The organism is Sivoneniella epilithica UHCC 1019, assembly GCF_040830845.1.
In the GTDB taxonomy this organism is placed as follows: domain Bacteria; phylum Cyanobacteriota; class Cyanobacteriia; order Leptolyngbyales; family Leptolyngbyaceae; genus ULC077BIN1.
In genome coordinates this window covers 1-14,877 of sequence record NZ_JBFPDP010000080.1, presented here as the reverse complement: position 1 = coordinate 14,877, position 14,877 = coordinate 1, and the positions used below count along the sequence as shown (strand labels likewise).

Sequence of the window (14,877 nt, the reverse complement as noted above, 5' to 3'; positions counted from 1 at the left end):
TGAGGGTCATGGACTGATACTGATATAGGATTTCAGTCCATCCTCACTTTCCTACCCTCACAATAAAACCGCCCTGCATCCCCCAAAATCATTAGGGGTCAGATGCCGGAGCGTAACTGCTTACTCTGCACCTTGTAACCCGCATTCTTAGGAACGATTCCGGCGAAACAGCCAACCAAACCGCTTCTTTGCACGGGTTTCTTGAGTTTGCCTTGCTAGTTTTACGCCCATGCCATACCGCTTTGGACGGGTTTGAGCTACAGTAATCGCAGTGCTTTCTTCTGGCTGGATAGATTGGGTGGCTTCATCGGTTACATAATCTTCCTTTGCATTCCACCAAGATGCAATAAAACCGCCACAGACTCCCGCGATCGCCCCTAAACAAATGCTCAGAAACTGAGAGTATCCTAAAAAATAAAAGCCTAACAACGCGATGATAAATAACCGCGCACCTGTTGTCGTTCTTGCAGAAGAGTCGGGTTGAGATGCCATAGAAACTGAAGTCAGAAACTCAAAACTCAAAACTCAAAACTTAGAACTTTGCACTTTGCACCTTGTGCTGCTAGCATTCGTTGACAAATGGCGTGTTCCAATATTTCCAGTTTTCTTTGTTAAAGGGCGATCGCCACTTGTGGATTAGAGCGGATTCGAGCTTTTGGCGATCGCGGGTATGGGTTGGCGCATTTTCCCAAAAGCTAATATTCACAGTCACCGATAAATGGTGGGGACGATGAGCAGAAATATAGTTGAGAATATAACGCTTGCAGTCGTGTTCCCCTTTCCATCGCAATCCCGACTTCACGGTTTCTCCCACATACAGCAGAATGGGCAACTCATAGTCCACAACAAAATAGAGCGATGAAACTCCTTCACTATCCGCTTTCCATCGCCAAAATTCTGTATTCTGTCGCGGTAATTTGAATAGATCAATGCTTTCTGCTAGATCTGCAACTGTGGGTGGCAGCGTAAATAAACTGCCCTGAGCCGATGCATTAACTGTTACTTGTTGCTGATGTTGAAAAACTCGTTGTTTCCACGACTGCAATGCAGCAACCCCGATTTGAAGTGGTTCTACGGGCGCGACTCGATAGCCTCCCGACCCATCCGCCACTGAAAACAAAGAGGTTTGCTGCCCGGTCGTATATTTTGTCAAATTCAAACCTTGCCCAACTCAAATTAAATAACCGCTGGAACGATGAAAATTATTGGACGAATTTAGGGATTTTAAGGGCACCGTTCGTCCTAATTAAATTGATTAAGCAGTTGCCCTGAGTCGATCCCTTACTCGAATTGAACTTATTTTTTCTTGCTGGTGGATTTGGTCGCTTTTTTTTCCTCTTTTGCAGGCGCAACCTTTTCCTTAAAAGATTTACCCGCAGAAAACGCTGGAACGGTTGTTGCTGGAATTTTAATCGGTTTGCCAGTGCTGGGATTACGCCCTTCTCTGGCTTGGCGTTGACGTGCCTCAAAAGTGCCAAAGCCAACTAGAGTAACCTTTTCGCCTTCAGAAACCGCTTCCATGATGGCATCGATAACTGCGCTTAAAACTGCATCCGCCTCTTTCTTGGTGATTTCTGCTTTTGCCGCGATCGCATCAACTAACTCACTTTTGTTCATAAAAAACCTCGTAGGGTATCGAATAGCTTGCTGCGATTATACTTGAGCCATTTCAAAATGAACCGATTAGGATTGAATAGATTCGCAAATTAGTATTAAAAATACTAATCTTTTTGTCCTCATAGTAGCGATTTCAGTCGGTTGAGCTAATACCTTTGCCCTTGAAGCTGTTCAAAGCGGATGCAAAGATACACGAGATAATCAAACAGCTACGCATAGAGTTTATGCACAGAGTGCGATCAAAGGAAAAAAAGATGGATGTTAAAGCCGCCGTTGCCTACGAACCGGGAAAGCCCCTTGTTGTAGAAACAATTCACCTAGAAGGACCTCAAGCGGGGGAAGTATTAGTCGAAATTAAAGCAACGGGAGTTTGCCACACTGACGCTTATACTCTTTCAGGCAAAGACCCAGAAGGATTATTTCCCGCTATTTTAGGGCATGAAGGAGCCGGAATCGTCGTAGAAATTGGTGCTGGCGTGACTAGCCTCAAACCCGGTGATCATGTTATTCCGCTCTACACGCCTGAATGCCGCAACTGCGCCTATTGCCTGAGCCAAAAAACTAATTTGTGTCAAGCAATTCGGGCAACTCAAGGAAAAGGACTGATGCCCAATGGCTCTAGCCGTTTTTCTAAAAACGGCACCCTAATTCACCACTACATGGGCACCTCCACCTTTGCCAATTACACCGTGCTGCCCGAAATTGCCCTTGCCAAAATTCGAGAAGACGCACCTTTTGATAAAGTTTGCTACATCGGCTGTGGAGTCACGACGGGCATTGGAGCGGTCATCAACACTGCCAAGGTGGAAGCAGGGGCAAATGTGGTCGTGTTTGGTTTAGGCGGCATCGGGTTAAATGTGATTCAAGGCTGTTGCATGGTGGGGGCAAACAAAATTATTGGTGTTGATATTAATCCGAGTAAAAAAGCGCTGGCAGAAAAACTAGGGTTAACTCACTTCGTCAATCCTCAAGAGGTCGAGGGTGATTTGGTTGCCCATTTAGTGGAACTGACCGATGGCGGTGCTGACTACAGTTTTGAGTGCATTGGCAATGTCAACCTAATGCGGCAAGCTTTGGAATGTTGCCATAAAGGGTGGGGCGTGAGTGTGATTGTGGGCGTGGCTGAAGCCGGAGCCGAAATTAGCACTCGACCGTTTCAACTGGTCACAGGGCGCGTGTGGAAAGGAACTGCCTTTGGGGGCGCTAGAGGTCGGACGGATGTTCCTAAGATTGTCGATTGGTATATGGATGGCAAAATCAACATTGATGATTTAATTACCAACGTGATGCCGATTGAGCAAATCAATCAAGCTTTTGACCTGATGCACAGTGGCAAAGGGATTCGTACTGTTTTAACGTTTTAGGGTGCTGAATTTGTTCTAGAGAGCAGCTAGTGCTTGAAGCCCGGACTTTTTTCGGATAATTGCTACCACGCGGTTAGATTTGGACAATGCACCTCAACCGGATGCCTTTGATCGTCCGGACTAATGCTCTGCTCGGTTTTAGGTGCGATCGCGGTAGACTATTGAGACTATTTTTCATCAAATCCAAGCTTCTTAGCTTTCCACCATGACCTTGATCCTGAACTCTGCAAATTGGGAAGAACTGCAACAGCACATTCCCAAGCCGCACGATCCTAAGCCAGTGCTTGATGAGTTTGAAGAGTATTTGAGGTTGCCAGAATACTTGGGTCGGGGGTATACACGGGGGATGGAACTGCAACCGGGACTGTGGCTCGAATGGGCAGATTGGGAATTTCATCAGGATTGTGGGGTGAAATGGTCTGCCCATGAACATCTGGTGCAACAGATGGTTTGGCTGGAGGTGGGGGAGGATTGCGGGAATGAAGTCTGTCCCAGCTATAGCATCAACCGGGGCTACCTGTCGGGCAGTGGCATTTCGCCGGGTTACACGGAACGGTATGGGCGATCGCAGCGTCAGGTGTTTGTCAATATTCACCTACTGCCAGAAGTGTTTGCTGAGTTTTTTTCAGGGCTAGCGGGTGCAAATGCTGCTCTACTCAAAGTGCTGTTGAAGCAAGATGATTGGAAGGTGTCGTTTTTCCCAACCGTGACTCCGACGATGCGGCAGGTGGCGCGGCAAATGATTGATGTGCCGTTTCGGGGAGAGCTACGGCGATCGTACCTCCAGGAAAAAGTATTTGAACTCCTGAGCTTACAACTGCACCCCCTGCTGACAGACTCCCGCCTTTGTCACCTGCTTCCTGGTTGCAAAACCGAGTCGATCGCCCGGATTTATCATGCCAGAGAGGTATTGCTTTCCCGTCTAGACAATCCCCCGCCCCTGTCGAATTTGGCGCGTTTGGTGGGGACGAGCGATCGCACGCTGCGACGGGGCTTTCGAGAGATGTTTGGGACAACGGTCGTGGGGTTTTTGACGCAACAGCGGATGATCCAGGCAGAACAGATGTTGCGAGAACGGCAATGCACGGTTGCAGAAGCAGCCAATCGCGTAGGGTATAGCCATTTTGGACATTTTGCAGCAGCGTTTAAACGTCAATTTGGGATGACACCGAGCGAGTGCTTGGCAGGACAAAAAGTTACGTCACAGACACTTTTGCACAACCGTCGCGATCGTTTGGACTCGTATTTACGGGTTGTCTAGGAAAAATCTAGTAATTCTGGCAAACTGACCGTTTTTGGATAGACACGCCCAAAGCAATTTCTCTACACTACTTCCCATTACTTATTAAGAGTAATTTGCAGTAGTATGACGGGTTGGAGTGAGGAGTTGCTATGCGTGTGGAACAAGATTCAGTGCAGCTAGGGTTGGCTATGGCTTTGATGGGTGGGTTAGTGGGTGGTGTGGCAACGAATGTGGGAGCGGATGAAACGGATGGAGGAAAAGTATCCGCTTCATCTGTTACAAAATCCGTTGCAAATATTTCCCGTGTGCGCGATCTCAAGCAACAAACCCAACCCGCCACGACCGTCAAACAATGGCTTGCCCAGATGGAAGCGGCAACGGTGCAAGTGACAGGGGTGAAACTGGAGCGCACCGAAACCGGACTGGATATTGTGCTGGAAACGGCGGAGGGGAAATCGCTGACCATTGATGCCACCCAGTTTCGCAGCGAAGGAAATAGCCTGATTGCGGAGATTCCCAATGCGACGCTGACGTTACCGCAGGGACAGGCGTTTGTGGCGGATAACCCGACGGCGGATATTGCGACGGTGCAGGTGGAGCAGCGATCGGGCAACATTCGGGTGAGTGTGGCGGGAAATAATGCGCTACCCAAGACGGAGGTGACGCTGAAGACGGGGGGGTTGGCGTATAGCCTGAATCCGGAGGGGGATGAAGCGGATGAAGAAATTGTAGTGACGGGGCAGCAAAACCGCTATCGTGTGCCCAATGCCACTACTGCAACCAAAACGGATACTCCCCTACGGGATATTCCTCAGTCGATTCAGGTAGTACCTCAGCAAATTCTGCAAGATCAGAAGGCGGTTCGCTTAGAAGATGCTCTGCGAAATGTAACAGGAGCGACCCAAACTAACTCCGGTAAATTCGTCAACTCTGGATTTGCTTTGCGCGGGTTTGATATCAATGAGTTTGGAGATTTCGGTACAATTTTGCGCGATGGACTCCAAGATCCTCTCGGAACAACAATGTTGGATCTCTCTATTGTTGACCGAATAGAAGTCCTGAAAGGTCCAAGCTCAGTTTTATTTGGCTCAGGCGCTCCTGGTGGAAGTGTCAATATCATCACCAAAAAACCGTTGCCCGAACCGAGGTATGAAATTAGTGCCGCCGCCGGAAACTTTGATACCTATCGTGGATCTATCGATTTAACTGGTCCACTCAATGAATCAAAAACAGTACTCTATCGCTTGATTGCTTCCTATCGGAGTGAAGGCAGTTCTATTCGCTTCACAGAAAACAAGAATATCACCATAGCTCCCTCATTAAGCTGGCGGATTGGAGAACAAACAAACCTGCGCTTCTCTGCCGAATATAGGAATCTGGATAGCCTCTCGTGGGCAGGGCAACCTGCGATTGGCACCACGTTACCCAGTCCTTTTGGCAGAGTACCGAGAGACCTCAATATCAGTGACTCAAATAGTAACATTGATGCGAGTGGTATTCGCTTAGGTGTAAATTTAGAACATCAATTTAGTCAAGACTGGTCACTCAAAAGTAGCCTTGGTTATAGAACCTATCGTGAGATCAGGGACGGAGCTTCTTTCCCTCGCAGACTTTTGGCAGATGGCAGAACCCTTGAGCGGCAATATCAATTAAGCTTTATTGATAATGACGTTTACAGTTTTGCTACAGATATTGTAGGCAATTTTCAGACTGGTTCTATTAAACATCAGCTTGTATTTGGGACTAGCTATTCAGTATACCAGTTGTTTAGAGACAAAAGAGATGGGGGGTTACTTGCCGATCTTGATATTTTTAACCCAGTTTATGGACAGCCCCCGCGCACTCCGTTGGGTAGTCTCTTTCGCTTTAATTCCAGCGCAGAATCTAACTCACTGGGATTTTATCTTCAAGATCAAATTAAGTTTTCGGATAATTTCAAGATGCTAGCTGGAGTCAGATTTGACACGTTCAATCAAACCGATATAAACAAATTGACTAGCACTTCAACTAATCAATCTGGTCAAGCCTTCAGTCCTCGATTGGGCATTGTCTATCAACCGATTCAGCCCATCTCACTCTATGCCAGCTATAGTGAGTCATTTGTGCCCACCATCGGCAGAACTTTCGATGGCACTCCTTTTGAACCCAGTAAAGGTAGACAATATGAAATTGGAGTGAAAGCTGATTTGAGTGAAACCTTATCTGCAACACTTGCTTTTTATGATCTGACTCGTACTAACGTGGAAACAGAAGATCCGGTGAATGCGAGTTTCTCTGTGCAGACAGGCAAACAACAAAGTCAAGGTATCGAACTGACCTTGACCGGAGAGATTTTACCTGGTCTCAATCTGTATTCAGGCTACGCCTATACAAATGCTACGATCGCTCAAGATAATAGCTTGCCTGCGGGGAACCGCTTAAACAACATTCCTGAACACAGTTTTAATTTGTGGGCAAACTATGAATTTCAGAAAGGCGGTTTAAAAGGATGGGGATTAGGTCTGGGACTCTTCTACGTGGGTGAACGCCAAGGAGACCTAGCAAACTCCTTCCAACTGCCAGGATATCTGCGAACGGATGCCGCTGTTTTTTATCGTAATAAGAGTTTTGAAGCTCAAATCAATATTCAGAATTTGTTTGATATTGACTACTATTCAGCATCTTTTGGTCGTCTCAGAAATTATCGAGGAGAACCCTTCACTATACGAGGATCAGTCTCGTGGACGTTTTAGCAGGTTATCACGGATGAAAACTCGCTCCTGCCGCTATACCTTTTGCTTGATGGTGAGTCTTTTGGTCTCATTATGGCTATGGTCTTGTCAGCAAGCCCCTGAACTGAAGCAGCAACCAGATAACTGTCGGATTGTTAAAGATATAACTGGGAATGTTTGTATTCCATCCAATTCCCAAAAAATCGTTACGCTTTGGGAAACACATCTTGCTAGTGCTTTAGCTTTAGATGTAAAACCAATTGCTAGCGTAATAAACTATGGGGATTTTCCAGAGTATATACAAAAAAAAGCTCAACGGTTACAAGGATTGGGAGCTGAACCTAACTTAGAGAAGATCTTACTTCTTAAACCAGATTTGATCATCTCTAGCTCTCGACTGCAACATATCCATCCGATGCTATCAAAAATTGCGCCAACGGTGATGCTTTACCAGCCTAGACCACCCCTAACTTGGCAGGGAAACTTAGAAACTGTAGCTAGCATCTTAGGCAAAGAGAAAGAAGCTAATCAAGTAATTGAGAATTACGAGAGAAGAATTGAGAACCTGAAAGCAGCCTTGGGGGAAAGTCGCCTCACAACCCAAGTTTCCGTAGCAACAGTCACTCAGACCTATGGGATTTATTCCTACGGTAGTCGACCTACGATTGGTATGATTCTCAATGACTTAGGATTCCAAAGACCGCCTTCTCAACAAGGAGATTTCTTCTCGAAAGAACATATCTCTGGAGAAAATCTCTTTGATATTGATGGCGATATTTTATTTTTGTCCTACTCAAATGATGAAGCTAGTAAAAAACTTTTCGAGAGTCTTCAACAAAATCCACTATGGCAAAAGCTAAATGTTGTGCAGAAAAATCGAGTTTACATTGTAGATTCTGCTCATTGGTATTCTTTTAATGCCCTGGCAGCAAATGCCATTCTGGATGACCTGGAAAAATACCTCGTCGATGAGAGGGGAGGGAAGAAGTAAAAAGGTAAAAGGCAAAAAGTAAAAGTGAAGGGAGAGGGCGATCGCGAAGGTGCCGTATGTGAGATGAGGAGGGCGATCGCGTTTGGTTGTTGAATGGGTTTAGCGATCGCGCTCTGATGGACGATCTCTTGATGGTTTGTGCGATCGACGATCAGAGCTTTTGTGAAGGGCGATCGCTTTGGTACACTATACTGAATCTAATTCTGTACGACCCAAACACCGCCGCCATGACCCTCACTTCTCAACCATCATTAGTTCAGCCGATCGAGCTTGAATTGGGTGAACATGGCATATTAGCGCTGCCAGAGTCGATTCGGTCGCAACTGAGTTTAAGACCGGGCGATCGCCTAATTCTAACCGTTGACTCAGAGGAGAGCATCCGTTTAACTAGCCTGCGGACTCAGATTCAAAACCTGCAAGGAGCGTTCAAAGATCTTGCCCCTGGAGTTAGCCTTGCAGACGAGCTAATTCGCGATCGGCGTAGAGAAGTCAAGAACGACGACGAAGCATGACAGTTCAAGCTACAACGGTTCTGGACGCTTCAGCGTTGTTAGCTTACCTGCAAGGAGAAGTTGGTGCTGATATTGTGGCGACAGCCCTCATCCAAGGTGCAGCTATCAGCGCCATCAACTGGGCAGAAACCCTGTCTAAGTTAGCAGAACGTGGACAAGATCCAGATGAGGTTGCCGAGTATTTGCTGAATCAAGGATTGCTCAACCAGGTGCTGTCCATCCATCCTGTTGATCAAACACTTGCTCAAGTGATTGCAAAACTACGTTTGCCGACCCAATCTTTAGGTTTATCATTGGGCGATCGCGCTTGTTTAGCATTGGCACTTCAGTTACAACTTCCGGCTTTAACAAGTGATCGAATCTGGTCAAATCTCAATATCAATGTTGTGATTACTTTAATTCGATAACAGATACTGTCCTGGATGACCTGGCAAAATACCTCGTCAATGAGAAGGGAGGAAAGAAGTAAAAAGGTAAAAGGCAAAAAGTAAAAGTGAAGGGAGAGGACGATCGCGAAGGTTCCTTATGTGAGATGAGGAGGGCGATCGCGTTTGGTTGTTGAATGGGTTTAGCGATCGCGCTCTGATGGACGATCGCTTGATGGTTTGTGCGATCGCGCTATGAGTATCGATCACTTGATAGTTTGTGCGATCGACGATCAGAGCTTTTGTGAAGTGCGATCGCTGAATGATGTTTGCGATCGCGAAGGTGCCGTATGTGAGATAAGGGGTGCGATCGTGGTTTAGAAAGAAGGGGCGATCGCGAAGGTGCCGTATATGCGGTAGAGCGAAAGGGATGATGGGGTGAAAGGGGGCGGTTAGCGATCGCTTTGCCAGACATGGCACTCAAATTGGTGCTTGTATTCTAATCTTCGTAGTGATACTTGCAGCCAATGATAATCATCTCCTCATCTGTCACGGTGTAGACCAAGCGATGTTCATCATTGATTTTCCGTGACCAGAAACTACTTAAATTATGTTTGAGAGGTTCCGGTTTGCCTAAGCCAGCAAAAGGAGAGCGATCAATATCTTTCAAGAGTTCTACGATCTTTTTGTGGAGTTTTTTTATCTAGCTGTGCACACTCCGTAAAATCTTCAAAAGCATCAGATTCAAAAATGATTCTCCGCTTCACTACAGTTCAGATCCATTGACTTCAACCAAATTTGATCGCTCCCTTACATTTTTAACGGCTCGCAGTAATCGAGTACGGTTTGCCTCAGAAGCCATCAAGTATGCGGTTTCATCCACAGCATACACAACGATTTCAATATCCTGATCTTTGAAGGTTGACTTTAAGCCCTCTAGAAAATTCTCATCTAATTCGTTAACATTCAGGCGATAAATAGTTTGCATGGTAACTCTTTCTGATTGCAAATCAAGTTTACTACTAGGTTTTAGCATACCGAACTACTAAGACATCAACATCGGGGTGAGTGATGCTGGATTGCCAGATACACTTTAGTGATCGAAGCCATGAATACTGTCCTGGATGACCTGGAAAAATACCTCATCAGTGAGAAGGGAGGAGGGGGAAAATTAAAAGTTGAACATTGAAAATTAAAAATGCAAGAGGAGTACAGGGAGGGGGCGATCCTTTAATTCTGGGACTCTAACCAAGCTTCTAAACCCGCCAGTGTGGTGAAATCGAGCAGGGCTTCGCCCAGATCTTCTAGACGGGGCAAGGGGAGGGCAGAGAGGCGCGATCGCATTTCCTCAGAAAGTTCTTGGCGCAATCGGCGAGCTAAGAAGCGGGTGATGAGGGCGATCGTTTGTTCTTCTCGTCCTTCTTGCTTTGCTTCCCGAATTGCTCGTGGTTCTTGCGTTAAATCTATGCCCAACATCGCTTTAATCTCCGATCGACTTAAATTTGTGGGCTTGTAGACCAAAATCGAAGTCACAATATCTATTATGTCTTGTTTCTGTTGAGGGGTTGACACCTCCTGCTCCGTTCGTGCAATTAAATCTCTCGCGGCTTCTGGGGCTTCTGCTTCGTCCACGATCGTCAATACCATCGCGCCAACGGTCACAGGCAACTCTCTCACATCCCTCAACTCATCCAACTCATCCAAATACACCCGATGCGCCTGCCCACCATTGAGAAAAGATCGATGCGGATGCATATCACTTTGCTCGATCAAACGCGATGGATAAATCAGCACCGCTTGCCAATCACTAAAACGACTGCGATTGCGATAAAAATACAACGCAGACTCCGCAAACAGACGTTCATACAACAGTTCGTCCCTCTGCATCTGCACCTCACAGAAGTAAACGATGCCTCTCTTATTTTTTGGCGGCAAAAACACTCCATCAATTTCAAACTTCGGTTCTTTCACTGCAACCGAGTCAAAGCGATAGTCAGAGGCATTGTCAGGTTTAGTCTCAACCAAGTCAAATAAAAGTTCAGGGGATTGTTGAAACAGTTTATAAAAGAGCGGATCACGTCGCATTGTTTGCAGCGAAAAATAACACGTTCAAGTGTACTTTAGTTGGATAATCTGGAAAAATACCTCATCAATACGCCTTAAATCATGACTCAACCCACCCTTTTCATCTGTCAATCCTGCCGTTTCTCTGAACATCGATCTGAAAATCAACCTGCCGATGGTGCAATCTTATTAGAACAAGTCAAAGCACATCAAGCAGAGTCTTTGAGTGAGATCAGAGTTCAGCCTGTGGGGTGTTTATGGGATTGTGGTCGCGCCTGTGTCGTCGCCTTCACTGCCCCCAACAAACCCACTTATCTTTTCAGTACAATTCCAACTGAATCCGCCTCAGACCTGATCGAATTTGCTGAGAAATACACTCAAAGCAAGACAGGAAACGTTACTTACAAGCAGTTTCCTGAACGGTTGCAAAAGGCTACGATCGCCAAAGTTCCGTATGTGAGATAAGGGGGGCGATCATAATGCCTTGCGATCGCAACAGTACCTCTAGCGGTGTTGCCCGTTTCTGCGCCTGCTCCTTGTTACTTAAAGTCAAGTCCTTGTTACTTAAAGTCAAGAGCCTTTTCGATCGCTTTCAGCATCTCAGACTCATCTCGGCTGACTCGTTCACCACCAATGCCAAACAGACCACCTTCTTTCACCGCTTCGGCAATTTGACGGGCGACCGAGAGAATCCAAGTTTTGAACTCTTGCGCCTGAACCACCGTGACTTTACTGCCCAAAATCAAACTGACCTGCTTGAAATGATCGAGAGTATTTTTTCGCCCCTCAGATGCATTCTTGAGATTTTGCAGTGCGCCTAGCAGTTCAAACTGCTTTTTTAGCAAAAGCTGTTCTCCTTGTAAAGGATCTTTTGCGTCGGCTTCTTTCATTGAGGCGGTCAACGATCTGGCTAAATCACTGGTTAGGTCAGTGCGGTTTTGCTCATTTGACACAATCTGAACGGCTGCTTGGGTTTCTTGCAGAAAGGAAACCGGATCAGTTTTGTCGGCAAGTGTGATTGCCATGATGATCATGTTGGGAGTTTGCAGCAGAGTTGACCACTCATCTTCTGGAAAATATTGTTGATTCATGATGGAAGACCTTCTTCAAAGAAAACTGGTATTTTGACCAATCATACTTTCTATCCTTGCGTAGAAACAGGTTAATACCCTTTAGGCAAAGATTTTTATTTGGCAAAATTGCACCAGTTTAAGCAAGCGATTAATCTAAACATTTTAGAAAGTCTTGAACTAAATCAGCCGCTTTTACGTCAAATTTATCCGGAGAGCGGTTCAGTACCCACGAAAATATTGATTTAAATCTACCTGATATTGAATAGTTTTTATGGATATCAATCAGCGGCTATGGATATCTGGAAGAGCGATGAAATGGGTCTTTCGCTTAAGTTTTGTGGGAGTCGGGTTAGGCTTGGCGATCGCCGTGATGTATTTATCCTATGCAGCGCCGCCTTTGCGTCAGGTTAAAATTTCTGAAGTTTTAACCGTGTCTAATGAGACCGGGGCGCGAGTCGATGATCAAACAGTTGAAACAGGCAACTTCATCACGTCGGGTCAACAATTGATTACGCCCCAATCTGCCCGTGTGGGTATCCAAGAAGCGACGGGTGCTGCTCGACTAGGAGCCAATTCATCTCTAATTCTGCGAAATGATTGTTTTCAGTTGGGAGCCGGGAAAGCAGTGATTGCGGGTGCCCAGGGATGTATTGGGGCGATCGTGGTTTCTAGTACCAATGGCATTTATACGGTGGAGCGCTTGGGCTATTTAGCAGAAGTGAAGGTGTTGGCGGGTCAAGTGGATCTGTCTATTCCTAGCAATCCGGCAGTGGGGGCAGTTTCGCTTCAGCCTAATCAAAAAGTGACGGTGAACTGGACTGGGGATGAAATTGGTCCGGTGCGGCTGATGTTGCCCCAAGAAGTGAGTGAGATCGCCATGGGTGAATTATTTCAAGGGTTCCAAGTGGCGCTACCCAACCAAACCAAAATCGCTGCTCTTCAGCCGCCTATAATAGTCGCGCCGATTCCGAAGCCAACCCCTTCAGTTAAACCGACTCCGGCTCCCGCAGCACCCCAACCGCCCGTTGCCCAGCAACCGCCAACCGATTCTCAACTTACGCCTGCGTCTGCCAGAGCCGACTATTCCATAAATGACGATGATGCCAAGTCTGACCATGCCTCATCAGACTATGCTTCAGTGGTTCCCCGATATGTGCGCCGCCGAGCGCCTTCTAACTTCAATGAGCGCTATTCTTCTCGCCGCAGAGTGCGATCGCCCTATGCTAGTAGCTCTTATCGTCGTCGTGCTCCGTCCTACTCTGCCCCCACCTACGGCGATTCAAGTGATCAAGCGCCATCTTCAAGCGCTCCGCCAAGAGTAGAACAGCCCCATCCTGTAATGGAAACCGTTCCTCCACCCGTAGTCGAGGAAACCCTACCAATAGTAATCGAGCAGCCTATTTCCCCACTGCCTGTTGTGCCGGAAAACTCTATTGTGGTTCCAGGTTATTAAAAGCAATCACCAAGAGCGTCCACCATTAGCGAGTGAGGCGATTCCCGCTCAAAAGCATCAGACTCAAAAATACTTGACGTTCCACAAAAAAACCCTCGGCTTTACGCCAAAGGGTTTGTTCCGCACACAACCAAGGGAAACTTACAGGACAGAAATTAAGGATTCACCAGAAAATCTGTATTGTTGCAAATTATTATCTAGCTGCCGTCAATAATCCGGTGCATACGCTACAAAAGAACAAGATCGATCTTAAGACCTAGTAATCTGTCAATTTGAATTTGATGGATTCCCTGCATCTCACTCAGCCCTCATTTTTCAGCACTCAGCACCGCCCTATTTATGCCAACCTATCCCGGAATTTCGAGTGAAGCCTTTAGACATCCCCTTGATCGCCAAGCAGAACAGACCCTCCGCAGCGTTCCAGGCTTTGATTTAGTTGCCAGCAAGTTTGTTGAATATTTAACTGAGCGTCCCCAATTTGTTTATCAGCTAGGCAACAGCATTCAGGTGAGTCCCCGTCAATATGCTTCCATTCACCAAATCTTTCGAGAATGCCTACGGGATTTGGATATTTATCCAGAGCCAAGCCTGTTTATCTCCCAAAGCCCTACGGTTAATGCCTTTGCCTTAGGTCGAGACTTTCCGTTTATCGTGCTGAACTCTGGCTTATTGGATTTGGTTAGCGAAGCCGAACTGCGAACCGTTATTGCCCATGAATTGGGACATCTCAAATGTGACCATACAATTCTGATTCAGATGGCAATTTGGACGACTCAGGTTGTGTCTGGACTAGCCGATCGCACCTTTGGACTAAGCACCTTAGTGAGTACTGGGTTGGTTGCGGCATTTTTTGAATGGCTCAGAAAAGCAGAACTCTCTGCCGATCGCGCTGCCCTGTTGGTTACGGATGATCTTCAGCCCGTTTTGACGAATATGATGCGAATTGCTGGCGGCAGCACCAAATATGCTCACGAGTTAAGCGTAGACGAGTTTATTCAACAATCAGAGCGCTACCAAAACCTTGATGCCGACGGACTCAACCAAATTTATAAGTTTTTGCTCTATAACAACTTGTCGGCGGGTGTTTTTCTCAGCCATCCGTTTACCGTTGAGCGAGTTCATTTTCTGCGCGAATGGTCAGTTTCCAATGACTATCGCCAAATTCGCCAGGGTAACTATGCCCGTGCGGGTGCAGCAGGCTCAGTCGAAGTGCCTGTGAATTCGCCTACTGCGCCATCCCAAACGCAAACGGAAGTGGATGTTTTGCGCCAAGAAATTGACCAACTCCAGCAAGAAATCGATCGCATTAAAAAAGGTGGCTGACGCGATGTGCAACTTTTCTGAAACAGCGCAAACACTGCCCTCACCCTAGCCCTCTCCCGCAGGAGAGGGAACCAGAGATATCTATTGAAAGCCCCTCTCCTGCGGGAGAGGCAGGGTGGTTTCATGTTAGCCAGCGAAAAACTTGATGGATTTGGTTGGCA

17 protein-coding genes are annotated in these 14,877 nt (G+C 46.6%); 9 read left to right on the top strand and 8 right to left on the bottom strand.

Annotation, left to right across the window (positions count from 1 at the left end; translation table 11 throughout):
• Positions 1-147: 147 nt before the first annotated feature.
• From AB3R30_RS25710 to AB3R30_RS25700, 3 genes are all read right to left on the bottom strand, one after another.
• A complete protein-coding gene (locus tag AB3R30_RS25710; protein WP_458652061.1) occupies positions 148-492 on the bottom strand; it encodes a hypothetical protein in 345 nt (114 codons plus the stop codon).
• Positions 493-562: 70 nt separating this feature from the next.
• The gene (locus AB3R30_RS25705) at positions 563-1,153 is read right to left on the bottom strand and encodes a GIY-YIG nuclease family protein (RefSeq protein ID WP_458652060.1); all 591 of its coding nucleotides are present in this window, start codon (positions 1,151-1,153) and stop codon (positions 563-565) included.
• A 143-nt stretch (positions 1,154-1,296) separates the two neighbouring features.
• Positions 1,297-1,617, bottom strand: a complete 321-nt coding sequence (locus tag AB3R30_RS25700; RefSeq protein ID WP_458652059.1) for an HU family DNA-binding protein — start codon at positions 1,615-1,617, stop codon at positions 1,297-1,299.
• 254 nt (positions 1,618-1,871) lie between these two features.
• On the opposite strand from AB3R30_RS25700, the gene AB3R30_RS25695 reads away from it, so the two are divergent.
• The 6 genes from AB3R30_RS25695 (at position 1,872) to AB3R30_RS25670 (ending at position 8,845) form a co-directional block, all read left to right on the top strand.
• Positions 1,872-2,981: an S-(hydroxymethyl)glutathione dehydrogenase/class III alcohol dehydrogenase gene (locus AB3R30_RS25695; RefSeq protein ID WP_458652058.1), complete on the top strand. Its 1,110-nt coding sequence runs from the start codon at positions 1,872-1,874 to the stop codon at positions 2,979-2,981.
• A 205-nt stretch (positions 2,982-3,186) separates the two neighbouring features.
• On the top strand, positions 3,187-4,242 hold the full coding sequence (locus AB3R30_RS25690) for a helix-turn-helix transcriptional regulator (RefSeq protein ID WP_458652057.1): 1,056 nt from the start codon (positions 3,187-3,189) through the stop codon (positions 4,240-4,242).
• Positions 4,243-4,373: 131 nt separating this feature from the next.
• Positions 4,374-6,956, top strand: coding sequence for a TonB-dependent siderophore receptor (locus AB3R30_RS25685; RefSeq protein WP_458652056.1), 2,583 nt, complete (start codon positions 4,374-4,376; stop codon positions 6,954-6,956).
• A 13-nt stretch (positions 6,957-6,969) separates the two neighbouring features.
• Positions 6,970-7,926, top strand: a complete 957-nt coding sequence (locus AB3R30_RS25680; protein ID WP_458652055.1) for an iron-siderophore ABC transporter substrate-binding protein — start codon at positions 6,970-6,972, stop codon at positions 7,924-7,926.
• 86 nt (positions 7,927-8,012) lie between these two features.
• Positions 8,013-8,438, top strand: a complete 426-nt coding sequence (locus tag AB3R30_RS25675; protein WP_458652054.1) for an AbrB/MazE/SpoVT family DNA-binding domain-containing protein — start codon at positions 8,013-8,015, stop codon at positions 8,436-8,438.
• Positions 8,435-8,845 carry a type II toxin-antitoxin system VapC family toxin gene (locus AB3R30_RS25670; RefSeq protein ID WP_458652053.1) on the top strand — a complete coding sequence of 137 codons (411 nt, stop codon included), beginning with the start codon at positions 8,435-8,437 and terminating at the stop codon, positions 8,843-8,845. The genes AB3R30_RS25675 and AB3R30_RS25670 overlap by 4 nt, the downstream gene beginning before the upstream one ends.
• 36 nt (positions 8,846-8,881) lie before the next feature.
• Here AB3R30_RS25670 and AB3R30_RS25665 read toward each other — a convergent pair whose 3' ends face one another.
• The 4 genes from AB3R30_RS25665 to AB3R30_RS25650 form a co-directional block, all read right to left on the bottom strand.
• On the bottom strand, positions 8,882-9,283 hold the full coding sequence (locus AB3R30_RS25665) for a hypothetical protein (protein ID WP_458652052.1): 402 nt from the start codon (positions 9,281-9,283) through the stop codon (positions 8,882-8,884).
• Between the two features lie 19 nt (positions 9,284-9,302).
• Positions 9,303-9,506 carry a Txe/YoeB family addiction module toxin gene (locus AB3R30_RS25660; protein ID WP_458652062.1) on the bottom strand — a complete coding sequence of 68 codons (204 nt, stop codon included), beginning with the start codon at positions 9,504-9,506 and terminating at the stop codon, positions 9,303-9,305.
• Positions 9,507-9,569: 63 nt separating this feature from the next.
• A complete protein-coding gene (locus AB3R30_RS25655; RefSeq protein WP_458652051.1) occupies positions 9,570-9,791 on the bottom strand; it encodes a hypothetical protein in 222 nt (73 codons plus the stop codon).
• Between the two features lie 242 nt (positions 9,792-10,033).
• The gene (locus AB3R30_RS25650) at positions 10,034-10,888 is read right to left on the bottom strand and encodes an Rpn family recombination-promoting nuclease/putative transposase (protein ID WP_458652050.1); all 855 of its coding nucleotides are present in this window, start codon (positions 10,886-10,888) and stop codon (positions 10,034-10,036) included.
• Between the two features lie 81 nt (positions 10,889-10,969).
• On the opposite strand from AB3R30_RS25650, the gene AB3R30_RS25645 reads away from it, so the two are divergent.
• A complete protein-coding gene (locus AB3R30_RS25645) occupies positions 10,970-11,332 on the top strand; it encodes a DUF1636 family protein (RefSeq protein ID WP_458652049.1) in 363 nt (120 codons plus the stop codon).
• A gap of 95 nt (positions 11,333-11,427) precedes the next feature.
• On the opposite strand, the gene AB3R30_RS25640 is transcribed toward AB3R30_RS25645, so the two are convergent.
• Positions 11,428-11,958, bottom strand: coding sequence for a hypothetical protein (locus tag AB3R30_RS25640; RefSeq protein ID WP_458652048.1), 531 nt, complete (start codon positions 11,956-11,958; stop codon positions 11,428-11,430).
• Between the two features lie 253 nt (positions 11,959-12,211).
• Here AB3R30_RS25640 and AB3R30_RS25635 point away from each other — a divergent pair, with 253 nt between their 5' ends.
• Together AB3R30_RS25635 and AB3R30_RS25630 are read left to right on the top strand one after the other, a co-directional pair.
• A complete protein-coding gene (locus AB3R30_RS25635; RefSeq protein ID WP_458652047.1) occupies positions 12,212-13,393 on the top strand; it encodes a hypothetical protein in 1,182 nt (393 codons plus the stop codon).
• A 339-nt stretch (positions 13,394-13,732) separates the two neighbouring features.
• Entirely contained in the window at positions 13,733-14,716 is a 984-nt protein-coding gene (locus tag AB3R30_RS25630; protein ID WP_458652046.1) for a M48 family metallopeptidase, read from the top strand.
• Positions 14,717-14,877 lie beyond the last annotated feature (161 nt).